Genomic DNA, 23,612 nt, shown 5'->3' on the forward strand with positions numbered 1-23,612 from the left:
TGCCGGACGGACGTGGACGGCGCGTCGGCCGCCCGATGCGACTGGCGACCGGTAGTCGGCACGCTCTCATGGGTTGTAGCGGCGCGAGTTTGTTAGGGAAGCCTTGCCATAGAACGATCGTAAAGCGTTGGTGGCAGGTTGATCGTGCCTAGGTCTTGCCCTTCGGGATACATCAATGTCTCCTTCGCCCAATGGAGGTTAACAGGCATGCCAGACGTGTCTCGATACGTTCGCTCAGCAAGGAGGCGCTTTCTTTCTTTGTCGTAAAGTCTGAGAATGACCGTGTCTCCAAAATAACAATATCGAGCCCAGTAACTACCGTCCGGAGAGCGCTCGCTGTTTCGCTCTTTCGGCTCGCAAATCGCCCGCAGTCGCGCATCCTTCCAGTAGCCCCACGCAATTCCGAGGGGAACAACGATAGCAATTAATGTGGCTGAGCGTCGAATAAAGGTTATTGCCACCTCTTTGACAGTGCCTCTCCAATGGCCTGGATTGGGTAAGATCGTATGCATCAATTCCACAAGTGAGGCGAGCGCGATGACGGGTAATATTAATATCAGAACAATTGCCATTAGTCCGATGCCGGCTTCATTGATTGTCGAGTTCATGTGAATCGCAGTTGAATAGGTTCTCGTAACGTAATGTATCGGTGGTCAGAAAAAATGACAAAATCACCGCCGCGATTATGGCGCTGCCGCCATTCGCGGAAAGAACTATTCCGGACCGGGTAGTAGACGTTTCCTGGAATTCGCGTGTCGCCAACCGCAACAGGATAATCCACCCATGGAATGCCAGCCACAACAGCGGCCATCGATGCGGGCACAATGACTACACCATTACGATTCCAATGTCCAAGATACTGCGATGGTTGGGCGGCCTCCGTGGTGAATGTGTAATTATCTTTAATGTAGATGATGATGGATGTGATTGCTGCGTGGCTGCCGTTTTGATTGAAGTTCGCATAACCAATTGCTGCGTAAAAATTGAACGAGCCAAGCGCGCCGGTCAAATCATCGGGTATTCCGCTATTGCGCGCTCGTTGAGCAATGAACGTACCAATCTTTTGACTGAGTGAGCTTTCCACTCCTATGCGCTGGAACTGGAAACGCTTGTGCAGTTCCTTCAAGTCTCCATTGCAAAGGTCGAGTGCGTCGATTTCTCCATACGGAGCTCTGAGCGAGAACAGGGCTTCCCCAATCGATTTTAGTGATTTTGGAGTAAGCAAGTATTCAGTTTTTTGAAGGGCGTCATACTGTGCTTTTGCTCGCTCATATTTCAACACCCAATCGAGCTTGACCGTTGTTGTGTCGTACATTTCCAACGGGTACGGCATGCCATCCTGATTGATGTATGCCGCCTCATCATCATCGGTTGGCGAATAGTTGAGCGCTCCAGCAAACCATCGCTCCATCAATTTTGCCGATATCGGCATCCAGAGTTTACGCATTGCACTGGGAATTTCCTGAAGATCAAATGGTGGTACGGTTTCCTTCTTTTTTTCAATAGGGGCCGGTTTAGGGACTTTCGGCGGGTCCGGTGTGTTCAGCCAGGTCTTGAAGCGTGAGATTGCATTGGACACACGCTCGATATCATCGACCATCTTGTCAAACGCATGGGGCTTCGGAGGCTTTGGTGCGGGCTTGGTCGGTACGGTTTTTGGTGCCGGCTGTTTGGGTAATGGTGGCGGAGCCATGTCCATTGATAACGCGATATCGGGAACAATCTTGCAACCATCAGTGCCGTCGCGGAGTTTCCATCGCCAAAGCAGTTTGTCAACTCTGTAATAACTTATTCTTTCGTTATTGAGTGGCATCACAGTCCTGAATATGCTGATTACTCTGCGCTATCGGAGAGTGATTGACACGCTACTGCCATTCATGTGTGAGATCAATCGGACTGGTCTGATATTGAATGGCCTCAAAAAATCTCAGCACTGGTGTGCACGAAACATCTCGTCGACGCTAGTGCTTCTCCGTTACGGAGCGTGCCTACGCCAAAACGCTCCCGCCCAGCGGGAGCGCTGGATCGGCGGCTCGTCCTGTGCAGGCGACCTCGCGTCATGGCCAGCGCGTATCGATTCCATCTCTCGATTTCTAATATCTGACGTCGTAACACTATGGTTTCGCCGACCTGCGTGATGCGCTTAGACTTTTCCGCCGGATAACGACGAACAATAGGGCAATCGATCAGGGAAACCCCCATCCCGCCCCCGAAGCTTTTTTGTTGACCGACATCGTATAACAAAGTCATGATTTCCCAAAAGAAAGGTCCCATCCACCCGACCGCAGAGAGGAGACATGAACTCATCCAGGATCGCGCGCCGCGTCCGCCGCATTGCGTTGGCGCTGGGTTTCACGCTGTCGGCCACGGCCGCCGTCGCCGCGCCGGTGTCGATCAACGTCGTCGACGTCGCGGGCAACCTGCAGCTCACGCAGAAGGCGATCGAGGCGTTCAGGGAGAGGAACCCGAACCTCGTCGCGAGCGTCACCTTCACGAACGCGCCGGCGCCGCAGCTGCCGGGCAAGATCAAGGCGATGCAGGCGGCCGGCCGCTCCGACATCGACCTCGTGCTGACCGGCACCGACGCGCTCGCGGCCGGCATCGAGCAGAACCTGTGGCTGAAGCTGCTGCCCGACAACGCGGGCGCGCTCCCCGGCGTGCTCGACAAGTACGCGCCCGGCCCGCGCAAGATGCAGGATCTCGCGCAAGGGTTCGGCCTCGAAGTCACGTACATGCCGGCCGGGCCGCTGCTCGAATACAACCCGGCGAAGGTCGCCGATCCGCCGAAGACGCCCGCGCAGCTGCTCGCGTGGTGCAAGGCGCACCCGAACAAGCTGATCTACGCGCGTCCGGCGAACTCGGGCCCGGGCCGCACGTTCCTGATGGGGCTGCCGTATGTGCTCGGCGACAAGAATCCGCAGGACCCGATCAACGGCTGGGACAAGACCTGGGCGTTCCTCAAGCAACTGAACGACTGCGTCCCGTACTACCCGGGCGGCACGTCGGCCGTGATGAAGGAGCTCGGCGAGGGCACGCGCGACATGACGGTGACCGTCACCGGCTGGGACCTGAACCCGCGCGCGCTCGGCATCGTGCCGGCCGACTTCAAAATCCAGGCGTTCGACGACATGACGTGGGTCAACGACGCGCACTACATGGTGATTCCGAAGGGCGTGCCGAAAGAGAAGCTCGACGTGCTGTTCAAGCTGATGAACTTCCTGCTCGAACCCGCGCAGCAGGCGATGACCTACGACGACGGCTACTTCTATCCGGGCCCGGCCGTGAAGGGCGTGACGCTGGAGATGGCGCCCGCGCACAGCCAGGAAGTCGTCCGGAAATTCGGCCGCCCCGAGTACGCGAAGCTGCTGGCCGAGCGTCCGCACGTGCAGCCGCTCGGCGCGCAGGCGATGGTCGCCGCGTTCCAGAAGTGGGACCGCGAGATCGGCTCGCAGAAATCGAAGTAGCCCGCCGCCATCCCGCATGACCCGGCGGGCGCCGCGGCGCCCGCACCATCGGAGGCCGTCAGGAAGATCGCGATGAAGCACACTTTCGAACAGCTGCGCCTCGACGCGGTATGCCGCAGCTTCACCAATGCGGAAGGCGCGCAGGTCGCCGCGCTGAGCGGGCTCGACCTCGACATCCGGCGCGGCGAGTTCATCGCGCTGCTCGGCCCGTCCGGCTGCGGCAAGTCGACCGCGCTGAACTGCATCGCGGGCCTGCAGCCGCTCACGAGCGGCGGCATCTGGCTCGACGACGAACGCATCGACGTGCTGCCGCCCGAGCGCCGCGGCTTCGGCATGGTGTTCCAGAACTACGCGCTGTTCCCGCACATGTCGGTGCTCGACAACGTCGGCTTCGGCCTCAAGATGCGCGGCGTGTCGAGGCAGGAAACCCGCAAGCGCGCGCAGGAGGCGCTCGAGCTCGTGCAGCTCGTCGGCCACGAGGGCAAGCTGCCCGGCCAGCTGTCGGGCGGCCAGCAGCAGCGCGTCGCGATCGCGCGCGCGATCGTGATCGAGCCGCCGCTCGTGCTGATGGACGAGCCGCTGTCGAACCTCGACACCAAGCTGCGCATCGAGATGCGTGCGGAAATCCGCCGCATCCACACGCAGCTCGAACGCGCGACGATCTACGTGACGCACGATCAGGACGAGGCGCTGTCGATGGCCGACCGGATCGTCGTGATGAAGGAGGGCGTCGTCCAGCAGGTCGCGTCGCCGAAGGAGGTCTACACGCGGCCGCACAACCTGCACGTCGCGCGCTTCATGGGCTATCGCAACGTGCTGCCGTTCACGCTCGAAGGAATGGCGGGCGAGCACGTGGCGGTCGCCGCGTCAGGCGTGCGGCTCACCGGCGTGCCGATGGCCGGCTTCGATCGCAAGGACGTCGCGGTCGCGCTGCGCCCCGACGATTTCGCGCGCGCCGGCGCCGCCGACGACAATGCGTTCGACGCGACGGTCGAGACCGTCGAGTACGGCGGCCGCGATTCGCTGATCCGCGCGGTCGCGCCGTTCGGCAAGATCTGGGCGCGCGTGGCCGGCGAATTCGGCGAGGGCGAGCGGCTGCGTCTTCGTATCGCCCCGGAGCGCACGCTGGTCTATGCGGGAGAAGCAGAATGAACCGCCCCCACGCTCACATTCGTTCGCTGCCCCCCAAGGGGGCGGCTACCGTCCACGGCCGGCTTTGCAAAGCCGGCCGGCTGCGCGGGCGCGGAGCGGTGCTCCGCGAATTCCCCGCTACGCCCCTTGGGGCGGCCCGGCGGGGGGCAGCATGAGCACGCTCGTCGCGCCCGGCGCGCCGCGCGACGCGAAAGGCTGGCTCGTCACGCCCGCGCTCGGCTTCATCGTCGCGCTGTTCATCTATCCGTTCGCGTACGGCGTCGTGCTGTCGTTCCAGCCGATGAACGGCGGCGCGCTCGCGAACTACGTGCAGTTCTTCACCGACACCGCGATGTGGCCGACCGTGATCGTCACGCTGAAGCTCGCGGTGCCGGCGACGCTGATCAACGTCGGCGTGTCGGTGCCGGTCGCGTTCGCGCTGCGCCGCCATTCGCCGTACCAGAAGCTCGTGACGACGCTGCTCGTGATTCCGGTCACGCTCGGCACGGTGCTCGTCGCCGACGGGATGCTCACGTACTTCGGCCCGAACGGCTGGTTCCCGCAGGCGCTGCAGGGGCTGCACCTGTACTCGGACGAGGTGCGCCTCACGCACAACTACTGGGGCGTGCTGCTGTCGCTGATCGTGTCGGGCTTTCCGTTCGCATTCCTGCTGATGCTGTCGTACGTGAGCGGCATCGATCCGACGCTCGCGCGCGCGGCCGCGACGCTCGGCGCGAACCCGTGGCAGCAGTTCCGGCAGATCTACCTGCCGCTGCTGGTGCCGGGCCTGACGATGGCCGCGTGCCTGTCGTTCGTGCAGGCGTTCTCGGTGTTCCCGTCGGCCGTGCTGCTCGGCGCGCCGGCCGGGCCGACGCGCGTGATCTCGATCGCCGCGGCCGAGGCCGCATTCGAGAGCTACGACTATTCGCTCGCGTCGGCGATCGCGATCGTGATGGGTTTCGTGCAGCTGGTGGTGGTCGCGTCGATGCTCGGCGCGCGTCGTTTCTTCTATACGGGGCCGGTGACGGGAGGCAAGGGCTGATGGCGACCGACAATCATGCCGCGCGGACGTGGCCGTCGCAGTCCGGCCCGCACGACGCGCGACGCGGCGACGGCGCACGGCCCGTCAACACGATGAAGCCGCAGAAGGCGCGCCGCAGCATGGCCGCCCGCGCATGGCAGGCGCTGGTCTGGGGCGTGATGACGTTCTTCCTGCTGAACGTGATGCTGCTGATCGCGACCGTCGCGGTGAACTCCGTCGCGACGCGCTGGTTCGGCACGCCGCTGCCGCAGGGCTTCACGCTGCACTGGTACGCGAAGGCGTGGGAGGACTTCCAGCTCGCGAGCGTGCTGTGGGTGACGGTCGAGGTGGTCGGCGCGGTCGTGCTGCTGTCGATCGCGCTCGGCGTGCCGGCCGCCTATGCGCTCGCACGCGCGCGGTTTCCGGGCAAGCGCTTCGCGCTGCTGGTGTTCCTGCTGCCGCTGATGGTGCCGCCCGTCACCTACGGGATTCCGATGGCGACCGTGATGTACAAGGTCGGGCTCGCGGGCACGCTGTCCGGCGTGATCCTCGCGAACCTCGTGCCGGCGCTGCCGTTCGTGATCCTCGTGATGACGCCGTTCATCGAGCAGATCGATCCGAACCTCGAAGCGGCCGCGCGCATCTTCGGCGCGAACACGTGGCGCTATTTCCGCTACGTGCTGCTGCCGCTGCTGGTGCCGGGCATGCTCGCGGCGGGGCTGCTCGTGCTGGTGCGCACGATCGGGATGTTCGAGCTGACCTTCTTCACCGCCGGGCCGAGCACGCAGACGCTCGTCGTCGCGCTGTACTACGCGGTGTTCTCGACCGGCGTGCGCGCGCCGCAGTCGATCGACGCGATGGCGATGATCTACATGGCGATCACGCTCGCATGGGTCGTGATCGCGCTGCAGTTCGTGAGCCCGACGCAGCTCGTGAGCCGCGTGAAGCAGGAGCGGCCGTAGCGCGCCGCGCAATTGGTTACAAATGGATACCGCATACGGGGCGCGAACGTTGCAGACTACGCGCAATACCGGCGCGCGGCCGGCGTCCTGCGGGGCGCGGGCGCGGCGCGTTTCCCGTCGCTCACCGGATCGCGAATCACATGAAGTTTCAAACGCTGCTGACGCTCGGCGTCTCGACGATGCTCGTCGCCGCCTGCAACCTGTTCCACGAGGGCCCCGGCGCACGCGACATCGACGCGGCCGTGCGGCGCTCGCTCGAAGCCGAAAACCACGGCGGCCTCAATGCGCTGCTCGGCCAGCCGCTGCCGGTGTCGGCCGACGTCGTGTCGGTCAAGCCCGACGGCGACTGCAAGAAGGCCAGCGAGCGCACCTACACGTGCAACGTCGTGTTCACGTGGCGCAACACCGACAACGCGCCGACGCGCGCGGAGCTGACCTTCGTGCAGGGCGCCGACGGCGCGTGGCAGACGTCGAACGTCGACGCGGCGCTCGCGGCCGGCGCGGCGAAATCGATGATCGACCGGATCGGCAAGGCGTGGCCGGGCAGCCCGGCGAGCGCGGCGTCGGACGCGCACTGACGCGTCGACGCGTATTGCGGGTCAGTGGTGGCTGAACAGCATGTCGGCGCCATGCGCCGGCATTACGCGCGTGCCCGACTGGGCAGTCGCGCCGGCTTCGCTGCCGACGCCCGAGGTTTGCGCGACGCGCGCCTCGGCGGCCTGGATGTCGGCCGGGTACTGATTGCGTGACGGCTTGTAGCCGGCTTGTTCGAGTTGCTGCAATTGGGACACGACTTCGGTGCGCGTGACCGGATCGCTGGCCGGTTGCGATTGCGCGAACGAAGCAACAGGGGCCGCGAACGCGGCGGCAACGAGCAGGGACAGGGCGGATTTCATGATTGGAACCTCCGAAAGAGATAGTCGGCAGGAGCAAACACACCCGCAACCGACATTCCCATCCTGACGATCCGCACTTAAGCGAATATTAACGGCGGCCACATGAGCGGGCGGCGCACGCAGGGAGGCACGCCGCCGTGTATGCCCGCTCCGCCCTAGGGAAAACCCTTATTTGAGATATAATGTCGACCTCGAAGAAAGGTCGAATCATGCCTGAACGCTTACAAGCCTTTGAAAGAATTGCATTTTCGCTGGTCTGCATGTCCGCGGTCGTGTGTTCCGCATTCCTCGCCTACGCGCAGCATCCTGAAATCAAGGATGCGCTCCGCCAGGGCGAAGCCCTGATGCGCGAAAGCGCCAAGTACTCGGCGATCTGCTCGCCGAGCAAGGTCGATCCCTGCGCTGAACTGTCCACGTATTGAACCGGACGGCGTGATGCCCGCGAGCGGGGTTATCGAACCCGTCGCGCGTTGCATCTGCCGCTTCCCCTGCGGCGCCGTTCCGGGCACCCGATCCTCCAGTCCCCGATTCCCCGAGCCGGTGCCGTACCGCTCAACCCGCGGTCACGACGTTGCGCGGCGCGCCGTCGACGAACGCGGCGACGTTGTCCACCAGTTGATCCGCGAGCGCCTGCACGGCTTCGTCGCTCGCCCACGCGACATGCGGGGTGAGGATGAACCCCGGATGCGACAGGATCGCCTGGAACGGATGCGCGGCCGGCAGCGGCTCCTCGCCGACCACGTCGAAGCCCGCGCCTGAAATCTGCCCCGACTGCAATGCATCGACGAGCGCCGACTCGTCGACGAGCCCGCCGCGCGCGGTGTTGATCACGAGCGGCCGGCGCGCCATCCGCGCGAACGCGGCCGCGTCGATCAGGTGCCGGGTCGCGGGCGTGAGCGGGCAGTGCAGCGACAGGATGTCGCTGTCGCGCAGCAGCGTGTCGAGCGGCGCGTAACCCGTTTGCGGATCGGTGTGGCCGCCGTGCGCGGCGAACCGCACGCGCATCCCGAGCGCATGCGCGATGCCGGCCACCGCGCGCCCGAGCGCGCCGTCGCCGACGATGCCGAGCGTCGAGCCCGCCAGATCCCGGATCGGAAAATCGAAGAAGCAGAACTGGCCGCTGTCGAGCCAGCGGCCCGCGCGCACCGCGTCGCGATACGCGACGAGGCTGCGGCGCAACGCGAAGATCAGCGCGAACGTGTGTTCCGGCACCGTGCGCACCGCGTAGCCGCGGATGTTGCTCACGACGATGCCGCGCGCCGCGCAGGCGGCGAGGTCGACGTTGTCGGTGCCGGTCGCGGCGATCGCGACGAGCCGCAGGCGCGTTGCGCCGGCGAGCGCCGCCGCGTCGAGCCGGACCTTGTTGGTGATGACGATATCGGCGTCGCGGATGCGCTCGGCCGTCTCGCTCGCCGCGGTGCGCTCGAACGCGTGCAGCACGTGCGGAAACGGCAACGGCTTCAGCATCGTGCGCGGCGACAGCGTCGCGCGATCGAGGAAGACGATGTTCACGGGGGCATGGGTCATGGTCGGGCCTGTCGGTGTCGGTGACATGCGTCCGCAGGAGAGAGGGACGCGGCAAGCGCACGATTGTGCGCACCGCGTCCGCGCGTGATTTGATCGTTGCGCGAGTGTGCTTTCCCGCCGGGAAAGCCCGGGCCGTCCGTCCGCCCGGCATGGGGCCGCACTGCGCACCGCCTGCCTTTCCATTCCGGCAAGGCTGCTTGACCATCGATCGATTTTCGGGCGGAGCGATCCCGGTCATGATCGCCGTCATCGACAACACGACTTCATCGGAGACAGTCATGACGAGACCGCTGGACGGCATTCGCGTGCTGGAGCTCGGGCAACTGATCGCCGGGCCGTTCGCGGGCCGGATGCTCGCCGAGTTCGGCGCGGACGTGATCAAGGTGGAGCCGCCCGGCACCGGCGACCCGCTGCGCAAATGGCGGATGCTGCACGACGGCACGTCGGTCTGGTGGGCCGCGCAATCGCGCAACAAGACGTCGCTGACGCTCGACCTGCGCACGCCGGAAGGCCAGGACGTGATCCGCCGGCTCGTCGCCGATGCCGACGTGCTGATCGAGAACTTCCGGCCCGGCACGCTCGAAGGCTGGGGGCTCGGCTGGGACGCGCTCTCGGCGATCAATCCCGGGCTGATCATGCTGCGCGTGTCGGGCTACGGGCAGACCGGCCCGTATCGCGACCGGCCGGGCTTCGGCGTGATCGCCGAGGCGATGGGCGGCCTGCGGCACCTGACCGGCGAGCCGGGGCGTACGCCGGTGCGCGTCGGCGTGTCGCTCGGCGATTCGCTGTCGGGACTGCACGGGCTGATCGGCGTGCTGCTCGCGCTGCGGCATCGCGAGCAGCAGGGCGGCAACGGGCAGGTCGTCGACGTCGCGCTGTACGAGTCCGTGTTCAACATGATGGAAAGCCTGCTGCCCGAATACGCGGTGTTCGGCGCGGTGCGCGAGGCGGCCGGCAGCAGCCTGCCCGGCGTCGCGCCGACCAATGCGTACCGGTGCCGCGACGGCCGCTACGCGCTGATCGCGGGCAACGGCGACAGCATCTTCCGGCGGCTGATGGCGCTGGTCGGGCGGCCCGATCTCGGCGACGATCCCGCGCTCGCGCACAATGACGGGCGCGTCTCCCAGGTCGAGCGCATCGACGCGGCGATCGGCGCATGGACGGCTCTTCAGGACCGCGACGACGTGCTGGCCGCGCTGAACGAAGCGCGGATTCCGGCCGGCCGGATCTACGACGTTGCCGACATCGCGGCCGATCCGCATTACCACGCGCGCGGGATGATCGTCGACGACACGCTGCCGGACGGTACGCCGGTGCGGGTGCCGGGCATCGTGCCGAAGCTCGGTACGACGCCCGGGCGCATCACGCGCTCGGCACCCACGCTCGGCGAGGGCACCGACGCGGTGCTCGACTCGCTCGGCATCGATGCGGCGACGCGCGACGACTGGCGCGCGCGCGGCGTGATCTGAATTCTCACGGCTTTCGAGGACGACATGACGATGACAGGCAAACGGCACGCCAGGCTCTACATCAACGAAGTCGCGACGCGCGACGGTTTCCAGAACGAGGCGCGCTTCGTCGACACCGACGACAAGATCGCGCTCGTCGACGGGCTGAGCGCATGCGGGTACGCGAAGATCGAAGTGACGTCGTTCACGTCGCCGAAGGCGATTCCGGCGCTGCGCGACGCGGAAGGCGTGATGCACGGCATCGCGCGCGCGCCGGGCGTCGTCTACACGGCGCTGGTGCCGAACGTGCGCGGCGCCGAGCGCGCGCTGTCGTGCCGCGTCGACGAAGTGAACCTCGTGATGTCGGTCAGCGAGACCCACAACCGCGCCAACCTGCGGATGACGCGCGAGCAGTCGTTCGCGCAGCTGCGCGACGTGATCGATGCGGTGCGCGGCGCGGGCGCGGGCGTGGCGACCAACGTGTCGCTGTCGACCGCGATGGGCTGCCCGATGGAAGGCGACGTGCCGGCCGAAGCGGTGCTCGCGTGGATGCAGCGCTTCGCGGACCTCGGCGTGCACGGCTTCACGCTGTGCGACACGACCGGCATGGCGTATCCGTCGCAGGTGCGCGCGCTGTGCGAACGCGCGGCCGAGCGCTTCGGCGCGTTCGAGCTCACGCTGCATTTCCACAACACGCGCGGGATGGCGCTCGCGAACACGCTCGCGGCGCTCGACGCCGGCATCGTCCGCTTCGACGCGTCGCTCGGCGGCCTCGGCGGCTGCCCGTACGCGCCCGGCGCGACCGGCAACGTGTGCACCGAGGAGCTCGTGCACATGCTCGAGCTCGACGGCTACGATACGGGGGTCGACCTCGCGGCGGCGCTCGCCGCGGCCGCGCGCCTGCCGGCGTTGCTCGGGCACGACGTGCCGAGCCAGATCCTGAAAGCCGGGCGCCGTTCGGACCTGCATCCCGCGCCCGCGTCGACCGCGGACGGCATGCCGGCGCAGCGGGCGTGCGCGTGACGCCGTCGATTTTCATCACAAGGAGAACCACATGGCGCTGATCGATCATCTCGACCACCTCGTGCTGACCTGCGTCGATCCCGACGCGACGAAGCGCTTCTATGTCGACGTGCTGCAGATGCGGCTCGAGACCTTCGGCGCGGGACGCATCGCGTTCCGTTTCGGCAACCAGAAGATCAACCTGCACGTGCGCGGCGCGGAGTTCGAGCCGAAGGCGCACCTGCCGGCGCCGGGCGCGCTCGACCTGTGCTTCATCGCGTCGGTGCCGCTCGACGACGTGATCGCCCACCTGAAGCGGATGAACTGGCCGATCGTCGAAGGGCCGGTCGAGCGCACCGGCGCGACGCAGAAGATCCGCTCCGTCTACGTGCGCGATCCCGATTTGAACCTGATCGAGATTTCAGAGCTGATCTGACGCGCGCCGTCGTCGCGTGTTTCTCTCGCCCGGTCCCGCCGCGACCGGGCTTTCCGCACTTTCGCCGCACGGCCGGTTGACGCACAATCGGTCACGCCGCGCATCGCGCCGCCCCCATTCCCGGCAAACACGCAACCCGACATGGTGAATCCGCTTCATTTCGACCTGCAGTCGCTGCGGGTTTTCGTGCTGGTCGCGGAGCACGGCAGCCTGACGAAGGCGGCCGAGCACGGCCAGCTCACGCTGTCCGCGGTCAGCAAGCGCATCGCGGAGCTCGAGAGCGTGACCGGCAGCGCGCTGTTCGTCCGGCACGCGCGCGGCGTCGAGCTGACGCCGGCCGGCCGCGCGCTGCTCGACCATGCGGCGAAGGTCATCGACCAGGTGAACCGGATGGCGCACGAGATGAGCGATTACGTCGCGGGCGTGCGCGGCCATATCCGCGTGTGGGCGAACACGTCCGCGATCGTCCAGTTCCTGCCGGTCGATCTTGCCGGTTTTCTCACGTCGAACCCCGGCATCAAGGTCAGCCTCGAGGAGCGCCTGAGCCACGAGATCGTCGACGCGCTTTCATCGGACAAGGCCGATCTCGGCGTGTTCGCCGACAACGTGCCCGCGCCGGGCATCGAGCGCCGGCTGTACCGGCGCGACGAGCTCGTGCTGCTGGTGCCGCGCGGCCATCGTTTCGCGGAGCGCGGGACGGTTCGCTTTGCGGACACGCTGGACGAGGATTACGTCGGGCTCAGCGACGGCAGCTCGCTGCTCGCGCGCATGACCGACGCGGCGTTCGCGGCCGAGCGCTCGCTCAAGCTGCGGATCCAGGTGTCGAATTTCGACGGCGTCAGCCGGATGATCGAGGCCGGGCTCGGGATCGGCATCCTGCCGCGCGACGCGGTGACGACCGAGCGCGCGGGGGCGAGGCTGTGCGTGGTGAAGCTCGATGACGCGTGGGCGACGCGCACGCTGTGGGTCGGCGTGAAGGCGGGCAGCGTGCTGACGACGGATATCGCGAAGCTGTTCGACTTCATGTCGGCGCGCTGACAGGGCGGCGACCGAAGGCCGTCGCCCCTTGTGCTTACTGCAGCCCCGAGATCTTGCGGGTGAATTCGGCCGTCACGTTGTGACCCGTTGCGATGCCGAACACCGGGTACACGGTCGTCGGCCCGCTCGCGGTCAGGCCCATGTAATCGCCGAGGAAATGGCCACGCGCCACGGGGGCGTCGAGTATGTTGAACGAGGCCGTGGTCAGTCGCTGCTCGTTGCCCCAGTTGGCAGCATTCGTGCATGCGGTCGCGGTCGAGCAGAAGAGCGCGAAATAGTCGGTGCCCTCGAAGCCGACCGGCGTATTGGTGTCGTTACGAAAGTCGTAGTAGGTCACCACGACCGTCTTGCCGTCGCCCGACGCCACCACGGCAGGAATGAAAGCCTGCTGCCGGCACCGGTTCACGGCGTTCGCCGGCGTCTTGTTGATCATCACCGGCGTCGACCAGGTCGCCCCGCCGTCATCCGACTCGCTGAAAGCGATCCCGTCGACCGGGATCGAGCCGGTGGGCGTGGTGCAGTCGGCGGTCGAAAAGCGATCGTCCTGCCACGCGAGATAGATTGCTCCCGTCGCCGGGTTCACTGCGACGCTGTAGAGAATGGAGGCATCGCGTATCGGCTGGCCGGAGTCCGGCGTGACCACGCCGACCACCCGAATATCGGTGGCGAACGCCGCCCCCGTCCAGTTCCCGCCCTTGTCCGTCGACTTGATATAGCCGATGTTGAGCACCTGCGGCGTGACGTTGATCGCCGTGAAGAAATCGAGCAGGGTTCCATCGGGCAATGCCCGGACGATGTTGTCGATCGTCTGCTTGTTCGTCCCCGGCTGGTAGATCGGCGCGGCCGTGCTCCAGGTCACGCCGTTGTCGGTGGATCGCGAGAAGAAGGTCGGGCCGGTGAAGTTGAACTTGAAGGCCGGAGCGCCGCCCTTGCACGGCGGACTCGTGAACGGCTCGCATACCGACGATGCGCCCGCCGTGGAATTGAGCAATTGGCGCGCGATCGCGACGCCATCGTTGCCCGCGAGCAGCTGTGCAGCGTCTTTGCTCGGCGGGAAAACGCTCAGCTGATCCCACACCGCGTAGACGTAGCCGTTCGCGGTCGGATCGGCGGTGAGCGAGTTCTTGTCGTTCAGCACGTGGGACGAGGTGTTGTGGATCAACTCGACGGGAGCCTGCCACGTTGCGCCGTGATCGACGGAGCGGCTGACCAGCATCCCGCTGTTTCGTGCGCCGAATGGCGACGTCGGCTGCATGGGGTCCAGCACCAGCGAGAAGAAGAAGGCTGTTCCGTCCTGCGCGAAGTCGACCCAGGGATCGGACGCGCGACGGAAGTTGCCGCCGGTGCACTCGGTCACGCCGGTCGGGATCGAATTGGCCCAGCTGCTGCCCGCATCGCCGGAGACGACGCCGACGAGGCCGCGTGAGCCGCCGTCGCTCCAGCGGTCCTGCTGGTGGCCGACGAGCAGGCGGGACGCATTGGTCGGGTCGGCCGCCACCCACGGCTCGATCGACGTCGCCGGATAAAGGACGCTCCCGAACGCGGCTTCCTGCGCATGCACCTGGTCGGCGGTGCATCCGCTGAATGGATCGCCCGCGGCCACCTGGACGAGTGGGCCGAGCACTTGCGCCTGCACGCCCGGGCCGAGCGTGGATGCGAGCGCGATGACGCCGCCGGCCGCGAGACTCTGGGAAACGGAGCGGGACAGGCGTCTGCAAATGGAATTCATCTTGTACCTCCGATAAGCCGTACAACGCCTTTGCACAGCCGGCCGTACAGGGCCGGCATCCTGACTCTCGCACGCGAAATCCATCCAGGTGCGAAAGCGACTTCCCCCCGACAAAACCAATGCTTGCGGTGCAAATATGTCCGATGGCAGGGTTCGCCGCTTCAGAGTCAGCGGCAACGACATTCAGTCGCAAACGCATCTCACGCGTCGAGCGCGTGATCAGTCGCGTTTGATACGTGCCATGTGGCGGGAGATGTCCCTGACAACCGTCAACCTCGGAGCCGGCCGGGCGATCGGGCGCGAAACCGCTGCTTCAGGATTCGAGACCAATTCCAGATGGAACGTGGTGAGTGTCATGTGCAGCGGCACTTCACCGAGCGCAGCGGCGATGTCGGCCGTGCGCAGCAGGCCGGATTCGACGATGTCGACGTTCATCGACTCGATCCCCGTGTTGAGATCGACATCGATCCGCACGCGGCGAACTTTCGCGCCGCGATTTGCCAGGCAGCGCCATATCGACACCGCCTGAAGCTTGCCCGAGGCAGCCAGGATCGAGAGCCTTTGTACGACCATTTTGATTACCTGTCGTCGTGTCCGCCTTGGCCAAGAGAAGACAGTACCAAGCATATGTCGGAAAGGTGGAAACGTACATGCGCGAGCGTGTTCGTATGTTCAGCTTTGCGAACAGGAACGGTGCTTGCAGGGAGCTGTGATATCGCCGAACCCTTCGCTTTCGAGAGAAGTTGACAGCGCATCGAATGGCAGGTCGATATCGGGCGAGTCGGCAGTGTCGCGATGGATTGCGTCAGACGATTCGGCGGACAGCATGCCGGCGCGTTCATATAAGAACCGGAAAAAGCGGAGCGCTCGCGCGGCGCGTACCGCTGCGCCGCCGAGTTGACGCCGGCCGGCCGTGCGCTGCTCGACCATGCGGCGAAGGTCATCGACCAGGTGAACCGGATGGCGCACGAGATGAGCGATTACAGGTAGGGCGCTCAGCCAGACAGGGCCGCATCGCTTCGTCAGCAAAACTGACCGCCTGGTGAAACAGTTACAAGATAACTATTGACGCTGGTGCTACCCAGCGGTTAGTGTGTCGTTCGAAGTTCAAGAAGTTCGATTGCTGTTCATCAATTGCTCGCTCCTTAGCGGTATTCGTTGTCCTCTCCCTCCTTGACGCTTCACGCGCTCTTTAACAGAGCAGATCTTCGTATTTTTTCCTCAAGGATTCTTCATGGATACCGGTACCGTTAAGTGGTTCAACGACAGCAAGGGCTTTGGCTTCATCACCCCGGATAAGGGCGGCGACGACCTGTTCGCTCACTTCTCCGAAATCAGAGCCGACGGCTTCAAGACGCTGGCTGAAAATCAGAAGGTGAGCTTCGAAACGAAGCAAGGCCCGAAGGGTCTGCAAGCGGCTAACATCAAGCCGCTGTAAAGTTTGAAGGACCCGGCCTCCCGCGACGGACGCCGGGTTGCAGCGACACCCTCGCGGAGCCTTGTCTCCCAAAGCTGGCGCGATCGCTCTTAGCTGCATCGGTTTTTTCAGCAGCTGGCCAAGCGCCACACGCCTCGTTTCGCTTCATTCCCCCCCCCTGGCTGCAACGCCCTTTTTTCGCTTTCCGACTGCTTCAGATTCGGCTCGCAATGGCTTTGAATCGGCGCACCCGTGCACATTTCGCACGGCACGCGCGCACTCGAACATCATTAAAATTAAAATGCAGAACAAACAAATTCAACAGTACAACGGCTATGCCGTCCAACCCTCGGCGCATCGTTTGCCCGACGGTAGTTTTTCATCCAACCTGCTGCTCGAACGCACCGATAGCGCGTGCGCCGAAGGCAGCTACCAGTTTTATTCGCTCGATTACTTCACGAGTGAAAAACAGGCGCTGCAGCACGCGACGCGCTGGGCACGCAACTGGGTCGACACGCGCGGTTAAAGGCGACGCCCCGGTTCGAGACAGCCAATGCATTTCTCAGTACGTGAAATTCCTGGCACCTCCCGCTCGCGACGCGCACCGCCGTACGGCCCAGCGCCCCCGATCCACATCGAATCACACCGGATTGATCTCATCCTGACTCCGCCGCGTCGTCAACGGCCCGAGCGCACGCAACGTAACGGCAACGATCCCGAGCGCGACCGAGATCACGCCGAACATCGCGCCGGCCCCGTACCGGACGAGCACCGGCAGCAGGATGAACGGCAACGCGCCGCTGACGATGCGCGACAACGCATAGGTGCTGCCGATCGCGGTCGAGCGCACGCGGGCGGGGAAGATTTCCGCCTGATAAACGTGGTACGCGTTGCTGAACACGTTCGACGCGCAGGTCGTCAACACGCCGAAGCAGACGATCAGTGCGGTGTTGCCCGAGTACGCGAAGCCGAGGCCGAACACCGCGATCGACAGAATCGAGCCGATCACCAGCGTGCGGCGCTCGATCCAGTTGAGCAGCGGAATCGACAGCAGCGAGCCGATCGGATAACCGACGAACGACAGCGCGATGAACAGCGTGCTGTTGGTCACGTCGAAGCCGCGGCTCTTGACCACCACGCCCGCCAGCGCGCCGAAGCCGTAATAGCCGAAGCCCTGGAACAGGTGGAAGATCGCCAGCATCAGGTAGCGCTTGCCGTACGGCCGGCGGCGCAGCAGCGCGACGCGCTCGCGCAGCGCGAGCGGCCGCTGCGGCTCCGCCGAGGTCGCGAAGCGCGCCGGCATGCTTGCGCCGGCGCTGTCGGCGAAACGGCGCAGTGTCGCTTCGGCCTCGCCCGCGCGCCCCTGGGCCAGCAGCCAGCGCGGGCTTTCCGGCAGGCGGCGCTGGACGAACAGTACGTACACGGCGCCGAGGCTGCCGATCGCGAGAATGATGCGCCAGCCGGCCACGCCGCCAACGTGCAGCGGATTGAGCCACACCGCGAGAAAGCCGACGAGCGGCACGGCGACGTAGGACGTCGTGTACGCCCACGCGGCGAGCCGGCCGCGGCGCGCCTTCGGCAGGATCTCCGACAGGAAGCTGTCCGCGACCGGATAGATCGCGCCGACGCCGATGCCGGTCAGGAAGCGGCAGATCACCAGCATGTCGGCATTGACCGAGAACGCGCCGATCAGCGAGAACGCGCTGTACCAGCTGAGAGTCAGCAGGAACGCCTTGCGCCGGCCGATGCGGTCGGCGAGGCTGCCGAGGCACATCGCGCCGAAGAACATGCCGATGAACGCGGACGCGAGCAGCAGCTTGAAATCACCGCTCTGCGGGTTCAACCCGTATTCGTGCTGCAGCGCGGTGCCTATCGTGCTGACGAGAAAAATCTCGTACATGTCGAAGAACAGCCCGACGCCGATCACCCACACGACGAACCGGTGCAGCGCGCCGACCGGCAGGTCGTCCATGAAATCGCCCAGCGTGACGTCGCGGTCGGCGGGGCGCGCCGCGGCTGCATCGGCGGCGCGAGCGGGCGACGCGGGCAAGCCTGTGTCGCCGCCCAGGTCGAGGGATTGGCTGTTCATCGCGTCTCCTGATTTTCGATTTGCCGCGGCGCGGGGCCGGGACGCGCCGGCGTCCGGGATGCGCCGATCGTCCGGCACATAGTGGGCGATTTCGGCGCGCACGAAAATTGAGCAAGCCTCAAGCGTCCTTTCCCGGCGAGAAAGGCTGGCGAGCGCGCCTGTCAGCAGAGGCGCGCCGGGGGACCGACCCGACCGGGAATGGCCATCGCGCCCCCTCATGCCGCGCGATCGCGCCCGTGGTTCGCCCGAGCGCCCGCGCTCAGCCCGACGGCGTGAACGCGACGCCGTGAAACACCCGCACCGGATTGCCGCGTTCCAGTGCGAAATGCTGCATGCGTCGCTGCTCGCGCGCATGCCCGGCTTCGCGGTCGGCCTGCTCTTGCAGGCGCGCGTGCAGCTGCAGCGCCAGCCGCTTGTTCGCGTGCTGGCTGCGTTCGCTTTCGACCCGGACCGACGTGCCGGTCGCGAGATGCGTCGCGCGAATCGCCGAGCTGGTCTTGTTGACGTGCTGCCCGCCGGGGCCGCGCGCACGCATCGCTTCGAACTTGACCGCGCCGTCCGGCAACGGCGGCGCGTCGGCGCAGCGGGTGACGCCGACGAACCAGTTCTTGCGCGGATGACGCAACCGGTAAGGGCTCGCGCAGATCCACTGCAGCGTGCCGGTCCAGCGGTCCGCGAGCGCGGCGGCGTCGGCGCCGTCGAGATCCAGCAGCACGGAGCGCACCGTGCCTGGGCGCTCGCCCGGTTGCAGGTCCAGCACCGTCAGCGCGACGCGGCTCGCGCCGGCTTCGACCTGCAGGCGCTGCAGCGCCTTCGCCGCGGCGAGCTGGCACTCCGCCGGGCCGTGTGCGGAAGAAATCTGGAGCAGCATCAGCAACACTCCCCGGACGTCTTGTAGGTCAGCACCGGCGTGAGCCGCGCGAGCTTGCGCAGCAGTCCCGCCGCTTCGAGCGCGTCGACGACGCTGTCGATCGGCTTGTACGCCTGCGGCGCCTCCTCGTACAGCAGCTCGCGATTCTCGCAGACGACCTGGCTGCCGAGCCGCGTGCGGATCAGCTGCCACGGCGCGAAGCGCCGTTCGAGCCGGCCCTTGCAGTCGGCGCGCGACCACTTGCGCCCGGCGCCGTGCGCGAGCGACGCGAGAGTCGCCGCGTCGTCGCGCGGCAGCGGCTCGACGAGATAGCTGTAGTCGCCGCGCGAGCCCGGGATCACGACCGGCCCCGCGTCGGCGGGCGTCGCGCCCTTGCGATGCAGCCAGCCCGGCACGCCGTCGACGACGGCGCGGCTGACCAGGTTGTGATTCACGTCGAGAACGCACCGGCCGCTGCTGCGCCACCGCGCGAGCATGCGGCGCGCGATCAGGTCGCGATTGGCGATCGCGTAGCGCAGCGCTTCGTCGTGACGCTGCAGGTAGTCCGCGCACTCGGCGAGCGTGTCGTCGAGCGCGTTGTAGCCGTGCGCGGCCATGTGCCGCTCGAGGATCGACTGGCCGAAGCCGCGCGAGCCGCTGTGCACGAGCAGCTGCAGCCGGCCGCGATCGAGGCCGAGCGCCTGCACGGCCTCGGCGTCGTACACGGTGTCGAGCTTCTGAAGTTCTGCGAAGTGATTGCCGCTGCCGATCGTGCCGAGCGACGCGGCGAACGCGTGGCCCGCCAACCCGGCGTCGGCGATCGACGCTTGCCAGCTGTCGTCGAGACGCGCGTCGATCGAGCCGAGCCGGCCGACGAGCCGCACCGCACTCGCGCGCCGCGCGTCGAGCGCGGTTTGCCACAGTGCCATTCCGCAGCCGATGTCGCCGCCGATCAGCGCCGGATACAGGCAGCCGGTCGAGAAGAATGCGGCGCCGACCGGATAGCCGCGCCCGGGGTGTAGATCCGGCATGCCGGCGACGCGCCGCATGCCGGGAAGGGTGGCAGCCAGTTGCAGCTGCCGGATCGCTTCACCTTCGATCCAGGTGTCGGCGGATGCGCACAGCGTGACGCGTTCCGCCAGATATTGCAGGGTATTGCCCATGGAATAGTCCGTTCAATGCAGAAAGGGAACGGCGGGCCATGGCACGGGCAGCGCGCGCGAATGCACTGCCTGACATCGGATGTCGGGAGAACGGCAGACTGAACCGGGTCAGGACGACCCGCCGCATCGCCGGAACGGCGATGCAATCGACTGCGATGCGTGAACGATGAAACGAACGGACGCGATGAACCCGAACTACGACCCGCGACGGGAGGAGAGCTGGCGTGACGTCATGTTTTTTTCTCCTTGCGGTGAGTGGGGGAATCGGAATGGCGGCGACTCTAGCATGGGGTGAACGGAATTCGCAAGAGGGCGGTGTTGCGTGGTGGCGCGGATGCGACAGCGGGAGGGCGGTCGGTCGTATTTCCGTTCCATGCGCAATCACGCGTGAAGGCAGGAATCCTGAGCATTTGCGATGCGGCATCCGGTTCGCCGCCATCGCTTGACAATGTCGGACGCCTTTCGTAGCATCCGCCTCGTTTGCTCTCAACCCTCATCGAACCGGTGATCCAAGTGCCCGTAGTCATTCGTCAATTCGCCTGATACGCCGACGACTGTCGTCCTGGTCGCGCGCCGTCCTGCCCGTTTCCGCCATTCGCTCTTGCGAGCCGGTGACGCATCGCGCAGGTCCGCGTCCGGGAACGCACTGCACACCGCAACGCTTTTCATATCGTTCGTTCACGTCGTCGGCTCTTCCCACCTTGCTGGAGAAAGACCATGACGCTGGATTTTCGCGCCTACGCGCAATCGCTCGACCTCGCCCGCTATCCCCGCACGCCGCATCTCGAAGGCTCGCGGTTGCAGGACGGAGACGAGGGCGACGCCCACATTCCGTATCGCGCCCTTGCGGGCACGCATATCGTCGTCGAGGAAAAACTCGACGGCGCGAACACGGGCATCAGTTTCAGCGCTGCGGGTGAACTGCTGCTGCAGTCGCGCGGCCACTACCTGGCCGGCGGCGGCCGCGAACGCCAGTTCAGCTTCGTGAAGGCGTGGGCGTCCGCGCACGCGGACTGGCTGCTCGAACGGCTTGGCGATCGCTACGTGATGTACGGCGAGACGATGAGCAAGAAGCACGCGGTCTTCTACGACGCGCTGCCGCATCACTTCTTCGAATTCGACGTGCTGGACCGCGTCACCGGCCGGTTCCTGTCGACGCCGGCCCGCCGCGCGTTGCTCGCGGGCGGCCCGGTGTTGTCGGTGCCGGTCCTGTACGAAGGCGTCGCGCCGGCGAGGCTGGCGGACCTGAAGGCGCTGCTCGAGCCGTCGCTCGCGAAGACGCCGGAGTGGCGGCGCGCGTTCGAGCAGACCGTGCACCGTCAGGGCCTCGATCTCGCACGCGCGTGGCGGCAATGTGACAAGTCGGACCTGTCGGAAGGGCTCTACGTGAAGATCGAAGCCGGTGACGCGACGACCGGACGCCTGAAATGGGTTCGCCGCGACTTCGTGCAGGCGATCATCGAATCGGACCGGCATCACTCGGAGCAGCCGTTCATCCCGAACCTGCTGGCGCCCGGCGTGGACCTGTATGCGCCGCAGCCGGCCGTCACGTGGGCGACGCTCGGCACGCCGGAGATCGCCGCCGGCCGCTGATGAATGCCGCGGGGCGCAGGAAAGCCATACGACGCATCCGCGCCGCCGCTCGAAAGAGGAACGAACATGAAATACGAACAATTGCAGGCGCTGGTGCCTGCGCCCGGCCAGGCGCCGGATTATCACGCGTGCCTGGCGGCTTTTCCGGCGCTCGAGCACGCGAAGACGACGCCGCAGGAGCCGGCGCATCACGGCGAGGGCGATGTCTGGACGCATACGACGATGGTCGTGGACGCGCTGCTCGCGCTGCCGGAATATCAGGCCGCGTCACGCGCCGATCAGGAGATCGTGTTCCTGGCCGCGCTGCTGCACGACATCGCGAAGTACAGCACGACGACGATCGATCCCGAAACCGGCGCGATCGGCCATCCCGGGCATTCGCGCAAGGGCGCGATCGACGCGCGGATCGCGTTGTGGGACGCGGGCGTGCCATTCGATACCCGCGAGGCGATCTGCCGCCTCATCGGCATCCACCAGGTGCCGTTCTTCGCGATCCGCGGGGCGCGCCGGGGATCGCCCGAATTCCTTGCGCGCGAGCTGTCGTGGCAGGTGAGCCTTCCGCTGCTGTGCCTGCTCGCGGAGGCCGACATGCGCGGCCGCATCTGCGACGACGCGCCCCGCGTGCTCGACGACATCGAGCTGTTCCGGGAACTCGCGAGGGAGGAGGGCTGCTACGGCCGGCCGCGCGCGTTTGCCGATGCGCACACGGCAGTCAGCTACTTTCGCGGCGCGGACGTGCATCCGGATTACCCGTTGTTCCAGCCGCCCGGCTCGAAGGTCATCGTGATGTCGGGGCTGCCGGCGTCGGGCAAGAACACGTGGGTCGCGCAACACCACCCGGATCTGCCGGTCGTTTCGTTCGACGATGCGCGCGAGGCGCTCGGATTGCGCCACGGCCGGAACGAGGGGCGCGTCGCGCATCGCGCGATCGACAACGCGAAGGCGCTGCTGCGCGACGGCAGGCCGTTCGTCTGGAACGCGACGAATCTTTCGGCGCTGATGCGCAAGAAAACGCTGGACCTGCTGTTCGCGTACCACGCGGAAGTGACGCTCGTCTATCTGGAGCAGCCGCGCGCGACGCTGCTGCGCCGCAACGCCCGGCGCGACACGTCGCTGTCGAACCGGACGCTCGAAGGGATGCTGCTGCGCTGGGATTTGCCGCTGCCGACCGAAGCACACGCGGTGATCTACGGTGGCTGACGCGACGACGGCCACGCGTCGCAAGAGGGCGCCGTAGCGCGTTGGCGCGTTGGCGCGGATGGCGCGAGCCGGGGGCAAGCCGTCTCGCGCGTATCGACCGGCATCAATGACCGCGATAGAGCGCGTTGCGGCTGTCGGGGATCGCCGGGCGGCCGGATTCGGTTGCGGCGCGGGCGTCGCTCCCGAAATCCGTCGCGGCAGGCTCCGGCGCTTCGGCTGCGCCGCTTTGAGCGGCCGGCTGCGCGTTGACTCGCTGAAGCGCAGACTGAACATCGTCCGGATAAGGCGTTTGGGCCAGGGTCGGGTGGTATCCGACGGCCGCGAGGCGAGCGAGTTCCGCCTTGACCTCGGCGCGAGACAGCGCGTGATCGGCCTGCTGGGCGGACGAGTGGATGGGCGCGGCAAGCGCCAGCGCGGCGACAGCCGAGAAGACGAACGATTTCATGATGGGCATCTGTGCAGGGTGAATCAGGGGCAATGACATCGACGTCGATGTCGCTGCGAGTGGCGCCAATATAGGATTCCCGTCGCCGCGGAAAAACCGGCTCTGCGTGAATTTAAATTTGATCTTTATTCAAGAGTCGAGCGCCGCCGGCTACGCGCCAGCAACGGCAACCCAGTCGGGCATATGAGACCTTCGGCGACT

General features: G+C 65.9%; 24 protein-coding genes and 1 pseudogene. 15 read left to right on the plus strand and 10 right to left on the minus strand.

The annotated features are described in order from the left end of the window. Positions 1–92: 92 nt before the first annotated feature. On the minus strand, positions 93–608 hold the full coding sequence (locus HWX31_RS15065; RefSeq protein WP_174959907.1) for a hypothetical protein: 516 nt from the start codon (positions 606–608) through the stop codon (positions 93–95). Beyond that, the gene (locus HWX31_RS15070; RefSeq protein ID WP_174959909.1) at positions 605–1,813 is read right to left on the minus strand and encodes a DUF6402 family protein; all 1,209 of its coding nucleotides are present in this window, start codon (positions 1,811–1,813) and stop codon (positions 605–607) included. The genes HWX31_RS15065 and HWX31_RS15070 overlap by 4 nt, the downstream gene beginning before the upstream one ends. A gap of 484 nt (positions 1,814–2,297) precedes the next feature. Here HWX31_RS15070 and HWX31_RS15075 point away from each other — a divergent pair, with 484 nt between their 5' ends. The 5 genes from HWX31_RS15075 (at position 2,298) to HWX31_RS15095 (ending at position 7,156) form a co-directional block, all read left to right on the plus strand. Next, complete coding sequence (locus HWX31_RS15075) at positions 2,298–3,464, plus strand: extracellular solute-binding protein (RefSeq protein WP_174959911.1); 1,167 nt, start codon at positions 2,298–2,300, stop codon at positions 3,462–3,464. A gap of 72 nt (positions 3,465–3,536) precedes the next feature. Further along, complete coding sequence (locus HWX31_RS15080) at positions 3,537–4,616, plus strand: ABC transporter ATP-binding protein (RefSeq protein ID WP_174959913.1); 1,080 nt, start codon at positions 3,537–3,539, stop codon at positions 4,614–4,616. Between the two features lie 151 nt (positions 4,617–4,767). Beyond that, a complete protein-coding gene (locus HWX31_RS15085; protein ID WP_174959915.1) occupies positions 4,768–5,637 on the plus strand; it encodes an ABC transporter permease in 870 nt (289 codons plus the stop codon). Continuing rightward, a complete protein-coding gene (locus HWX31_RS15090; protein ID WP_174959917.1) occupies positions 5,637–6,578 on the plus strand; it encodes an ABC transporter permease in 942 nt (313 codons plus the stop codon). Before HWX31_RS15085 ends, HWX31_RS15090 begins: the two co-directional genes overlap by 1 nt. Before the next feature lie 140 nt (positions 6,579–6,718). Next, positions 6,719–7,156 (plus strand): hypothetical protein, encoded by a 438-nt coding sequence (locus tag HWX31_RS15095; RefSeq protein WP_174959919.1) that lies wholly within the window; start codon positions 6,719–6,721, stop codon positions 7,154–7,156. Positions 7,157–7,177: 21 nt separating this feature from the next. Here HWX31_RS15095 and HWX31_RS15100 read toward each other — a convergent pair whose 3' ends face one another. Continuing rightward, positions 7,178–7,474 carry a DUF4148 domain-containing protein gene (locus tag HWX31_RS15100; RefSeq protein WP_174959921.1) on the minus strand — a complete coding sequence of 99 codons (297 nt, stop codon included), beginning with the start codon at positions 7,472–7,474 and terminating at the stop codon, positions 7,178–7,180. 209 nt (positions 7,475–7,683) lie between these two features. Here HWX31_RS15100 and HWX31_RS15105 point away from each other — a divergent pair, with 209 nt between their 5' ends. Next, entirely contained in the window at positions 7,684–7,896 is a 213-nt protein-coding gene (locus HWX31_RS15105; protein WP_174960185.1) for a hypothetical protein, read from the plus strand. A gap of 130 nt (positions 7,897–8,026) precedes the next feature. Here the strand turns inward: HWX31_RS15105 and HWX31_RS15110 are convergent, their stop codons facing one another. Beyond that, positions 8,027–9,001 (minus strand): D-2-hydroxyacid dehydrogenase, encoded by a 975-nt coding sequence (locus tag HWX31_RS15110; RefSeq protein WP_174959923.1) that lies wholly within the window; start codon positions 8,999–9,001, stop codon positions 8,027–8,029. A 278-nt stretch (positions 9,002–9,279) separates the two neighbouring features. Between HWX31_RS15110 and HWX31_RS15115 the strand changes: the two genes are divergently transcribed. From HWX31_RS15115 to HWX31_RS15130, 4 genes are all read left to right on the plus strand, one after another. Next, positions 9,280–10,470, plus strand: coding sequence for a CaiB/BaiF CoA transferase family protein (locus tag HWX31_RS15115; RefSeq protein ID WP_174959926.1), 1,191 nt, complete (start codon positions 9,280–9,282; stop codon positions 10,468–10,470). Between the two features lie 24 nt (positions 10,471–10,494). Beyond that, positions 10,495–11,472: a hydroxymethylglutaryl-CoA lyase gene (locus HWX31_RS15120; protein WP_415493126.1), complete on the plus strand. Its 978-nt coding sequence runs from the start codon at positions 10,495–10,497 to the stop codon at positions 11,470–11,472. A gap of 31 nt (positions 11,473–11,503) precedes the next feature. Next, entirely contained in the window at positions 11,504–11,887 is a 384-nt protein-coding gene (locus tag HWX31_RS15125) for a VOC family protein (RefSeq protein ID WP_059635626.1), read from the plus strand. A gap of 141 nt (positions 11,888–12,028) precedes the next feature. After that, a complete protein-coding gene (locus HWX31_RS15130; RefSeq protein ID WP_174959928.1) occupies positions 12,029–12,925 on the plus strand; it encodes a LysR family transcriptional regulator in 897 nt (298 codons plus the stop codon). A gap of 34 nt (positions 12,926–12,959) precedes the next feature. Here HWX31_RS15130 and HWX31_RS15135 read toward each other — a convergent pair whose 3' ends face one another. After that, positions 12,960–14,837, minus strand: coding sequence for a sialidase family protein (locus HWX31_RS15135; RefSeq protein WP_244143753.1), 1,878 nt, complete (start codon positions 14,835–14,837; stop codon positions 12,960–12,962). Positions 14,838–14,873: 36 nt separating this feature from the next. Then, positions 14,874–15,227 carry a hypothetical protein gene (locus HWX31_RS15140; protein ID WP_174959930.1) on the minus strand — a complete coding sequence of 118 codons (354 nt, stop codon included), beginning with the start codon at positions 15,225–15,227 and terminating at the stop codon, positions 14,874–14,876. A 321-nt stretch (positions 15,228–15,548) separates the two neighbouring features. Between HWX31_RS15140 and HWX31_RS15145 the strand changes: the two are divergent. From HWX31_RS15145 to HWX31_RS15155, 3 genes and pseudogenes are all read left to right on the plus strand, one after another. Beyond that, a pseudogene (locus tag HWX31_RS15145) lies at positions 15,549–15,638 on the plus strand (GntR family transcriptional regulator); the annotation flags it as partial. Between the two features lie 250 nt (positions 15,639–15,888). Next, positions 15,889–16,092 (plus strand): cold-shock protein, encoded by a 204-nt coding sequence (locus HWX31_RS15150; protein ID WP_013591514.1) that lies wholly within the window; start codon positions 15,889–15,891, stop codon positions 16,090–16,092. 280 nt (positions 16,093–16,372) lie between these two features. After that, positions 16,373–16,597, plus strand: coding sequence for a hypothetical protein (locus HWX31_RS15155; RefSeq protein WP_059654025.1), 225 nt, complete (start codon positions 16,373–16,375; stop codon positions 16,595–16,597). A 114-nt stretch (positions 16,598–16,711) separates the two neighbouring features. Here the strand turns inward: HWX31_RS15155 and HWX31_RS15160 are convergent, their stop codons facing one another. From HWX31_RS15160 to HWX31_RS15170, 3 genes are all read right to left on the minus strand, one after another. Further along, positions 16,712–18,160, minus strand: a complete 1,449-nt coding sequence (locus tag HWX31_RS15160; protein WP_174959932.1) for an MFS transporter — start codon at positions 18,158–18,160, stop codon at positions 16,712–16,714. Positions 18,161–18,419: 259 nt separating this feature from the next. Next, complete coding sequence (prfH, locus tag HWX31_RS15165; protein WP_174959934.1) at positions 18,420–19,031, minus strand: peptide chain release factor H; 612 nt, start codon at positions 19,029–19,031, stop codon at positions 18,420–18,422. After that, positions 19,031–20,173: an RNA ligase RtcB family protein gene (locus HWX31_RS15170; RefSeq protein ID WP_174959936.1), complete on the minus strand. Its 1,143-nt coding sequence runs from the start codon at positions 20,171–20,173 to the stop codon at positions 19,031–19,033. The genes prfH and HWX31_RS15170 overlap by 1 nt, the downstream gene beginning before the upstream one ends. Before the next feature lie 717 nt (positions 20,174–20,890). Between HWX31_RS15170 and HWX31_RS15175 the strand changes: the two genes are divergently transcribed. Both HWX31_RS15175 and HWX31_RS15180 read left to right on the plus strand, forming a co-directional pair. Further along, complete coding sequence (locus tag HWX31_RS15175) at positions 20,891–21,766, plus strand: RNA ligase family protein (RefSeq protein ID WP_174959938.1); 876 nt, start codon at positions 20,891–20,893, stop codon at positions 21,764–21,766. Positions 21,767–21,832: 66 nt separating this feature from the next. After that, on the plus strand, positions 21,833–22,966 hold the full coding sequence (locus HWX31_RS15180; RefSeq protein WP_174959940.1) for an AAA family ATPase: 1,134 nt from the start codon (positions 21,833–21,835) through the stop codon (positions 22,964–22,966). 103 nt (positions 22,967–23,069) lie between these two features. On the opposite strand, the gene HWX31_RS15185 is transcribed toward HWX31_RS15180, so the two are convergent. Beyond that, the gene (locus HWX31_RS15185; RefSeq protein ID WP_174959942.1) at positions 23,070–23,411 is read right to left on the minus strand and encodes a DUF4148 domain-containing protein; all 342 of its coding nucleotides are present in this window, start codon (positions 23,409–23,411) and stop codon (positions 23,070–23,072) included. Positions 23,412–23,612 lie beyond the last annotated feature (201 nt).

Source organism: Burkholderia ubonensis, assembly GCF_902833085.1.
Classification (GTDB): domain Bacteria; phylum Pseudomonadota; class Gammaproteobacteria; order Burkholderiales; family Burkholderiaceae; genus Burkholderia; species Burkholderia ubonensis.

Coding starts and splice junctions, on each gene's coding strand:
- HWX31_RS15160 (WP_174959932.1), bottom strand. CDS start 18,160: ATGAACAGCCAATCCCTCGACCTGGGCGGCGACACAGGCTTGCCCGCG.
- prfH (WP_174959934.1), bottom strand. CDS start 19,031: ATGCTGCTCCAGATTTCTTCCGCACACGGCCCGGCGGAGTGCCAGCTC.
- HWX31_RS15140 (WP_174959930.1), bottom strand. CDS start 15,227: ATGGTCGTACAAAGGCTCTCGATCCTGGCTGCCTCGGGCAAGCTTCAG.
- HWX31_RS15150 (WP_013591514.1), top strand. CDS start 15,889: ATGGATACCGGTACCGTTAAGTGGTTCAACGACAGCAAGGGCTTTGGC.
- HWX31_RS15130 (WP_174959928.1), top strand. CDS start 12,029: ATGGTGAATCCGCTTCATTTCGACCTGCAGTCGCTGCGGGTTTTCGTG.
- HWX31_RS15070 (WP_174959909.1), bottom strand. CDS start 1,813: ATGCCACTCAATAACGAAAGAATAAGTTATTACAGAGTTGACAAACTG.
- HWX31_RS15080 (WP_174959913.1), top strand. CDS start 3,537: ATGAAGCACACTTTCGAACAGCTGCGCCTCGACGCGGTATGCCGCAGC.
- HWX31_RS15135 (WP_244143753.1), bottom strand. CDS start 14,837: ATGTCGTTGCCGCTGACTCTGAAGCGGCGAACCCTGCCATCGGACATA.
- HWX31_RS15180 (WP_174959940.1), top strand. CDS start 21,833: ATGAAATACGAACAATTGCAGGCGCTGGTGCCTGCGCCCGGCCAGGCG.
- HWX31_RS15110 (WP_174959923.1), bottom strand. CDS start 9,001: ATGACCCATGCCCCCGTGAACATCGTCTTCCTCGATCGCGCGACGCTG.
- HWX31_RS15085 (WP_174959915.1), top strand. CDS start 4,768: ATGAGCACGCTCGTCGCGCCCGGCGCGCCGCGCGACGCGAAAGGCTGG.
- HWX31_RS15095 (WP_174959919.1), top strand. CDS start 6,719: ATGAAGTTTCAAACGCTGCTGACGCTCGGCGTCTCGACGATGCTCGTC.
- HWX31_RS15115 (WP_174959926.1), top strand. CDS start 9,280: ATGACGAGACCGCTGGACGGCATTCGCGTGCTGGAGCTCGGGCAACTG.
- HWX31_RS15185 (WP_174959942.1), bottom strand. CDS start 23,411: ATGAAATCGTTCGTCTTCTCGGCTGTCGCCGCGCTGGCGCTTGCCGCG.
- HWX31_RS15075 (WP_174959911.1), top strand. CDS start 2,298: ATGAACTCATCCAGGATCGCGCGCCGCGTCCGCCGCATTGCGTTGGCG.
- HWX31_RS15090 (WP_174959917.1), top strand. CDS start 5,637: ATGGCGACCGACAATCATGCCGCGCGGACGTGGCCGTCGCAGTCCGGC.
- HWX31_RS15170 (WP_174959936.1), bottom strand. CDS start 20,173: ATGGGCAATACCCTGCAATATCTGGCGGAACGCGTCACGCTGTGCGCA.
- HWX31_RS15105 (WP_174960185.1), top strand. CDS start 7,684: ATGCCTGAACGCTTACAAGCCTTTGAAAGAATTGCATTTTCGCTGGTC.
- HWX31_RS15125 (WP_059635626.1), top strand. CDS start 11,504: ATGGCGCTGATCGATCATCTCGACCACCTCGTGCTGACCTGCGTCGAT.
- HWX31_RS15175 (WP_174959938.1), top strand. CDS start 20,891: ATGACGCTGGATTTTCGCGCCTACGCGCAATCGCTCGACCTCGCCCGC.
- HWX31_RS15100 (WP_174959921.1), bottom strand. CDS start 7,474: ATGAAATCCGCCCTGTCCCTGCTCGTTGCCGCCGCGTTCGCGGCCCCT.
- HWX31_RS15065 (WP_174959907.1), bottom strand. CDS start 608: ATGAACTCGACAATCAATGAAGCCGGCATCGGACTAATGGCAATTGTT.
- HWX31_RS15155 (WP_059654025.1), top strand. CDS start 16,373: ATGCAGAACAAACAAATTCAACAGTACAACGGCTATGCCGTCCAACCC.
- HWX31_RS15120 (WP_415493126.1), top strand. CDS start 10,495: ATGACGATGACAGGCAAACGGCACGCCAGGCTCTACATCAACGAAGTC.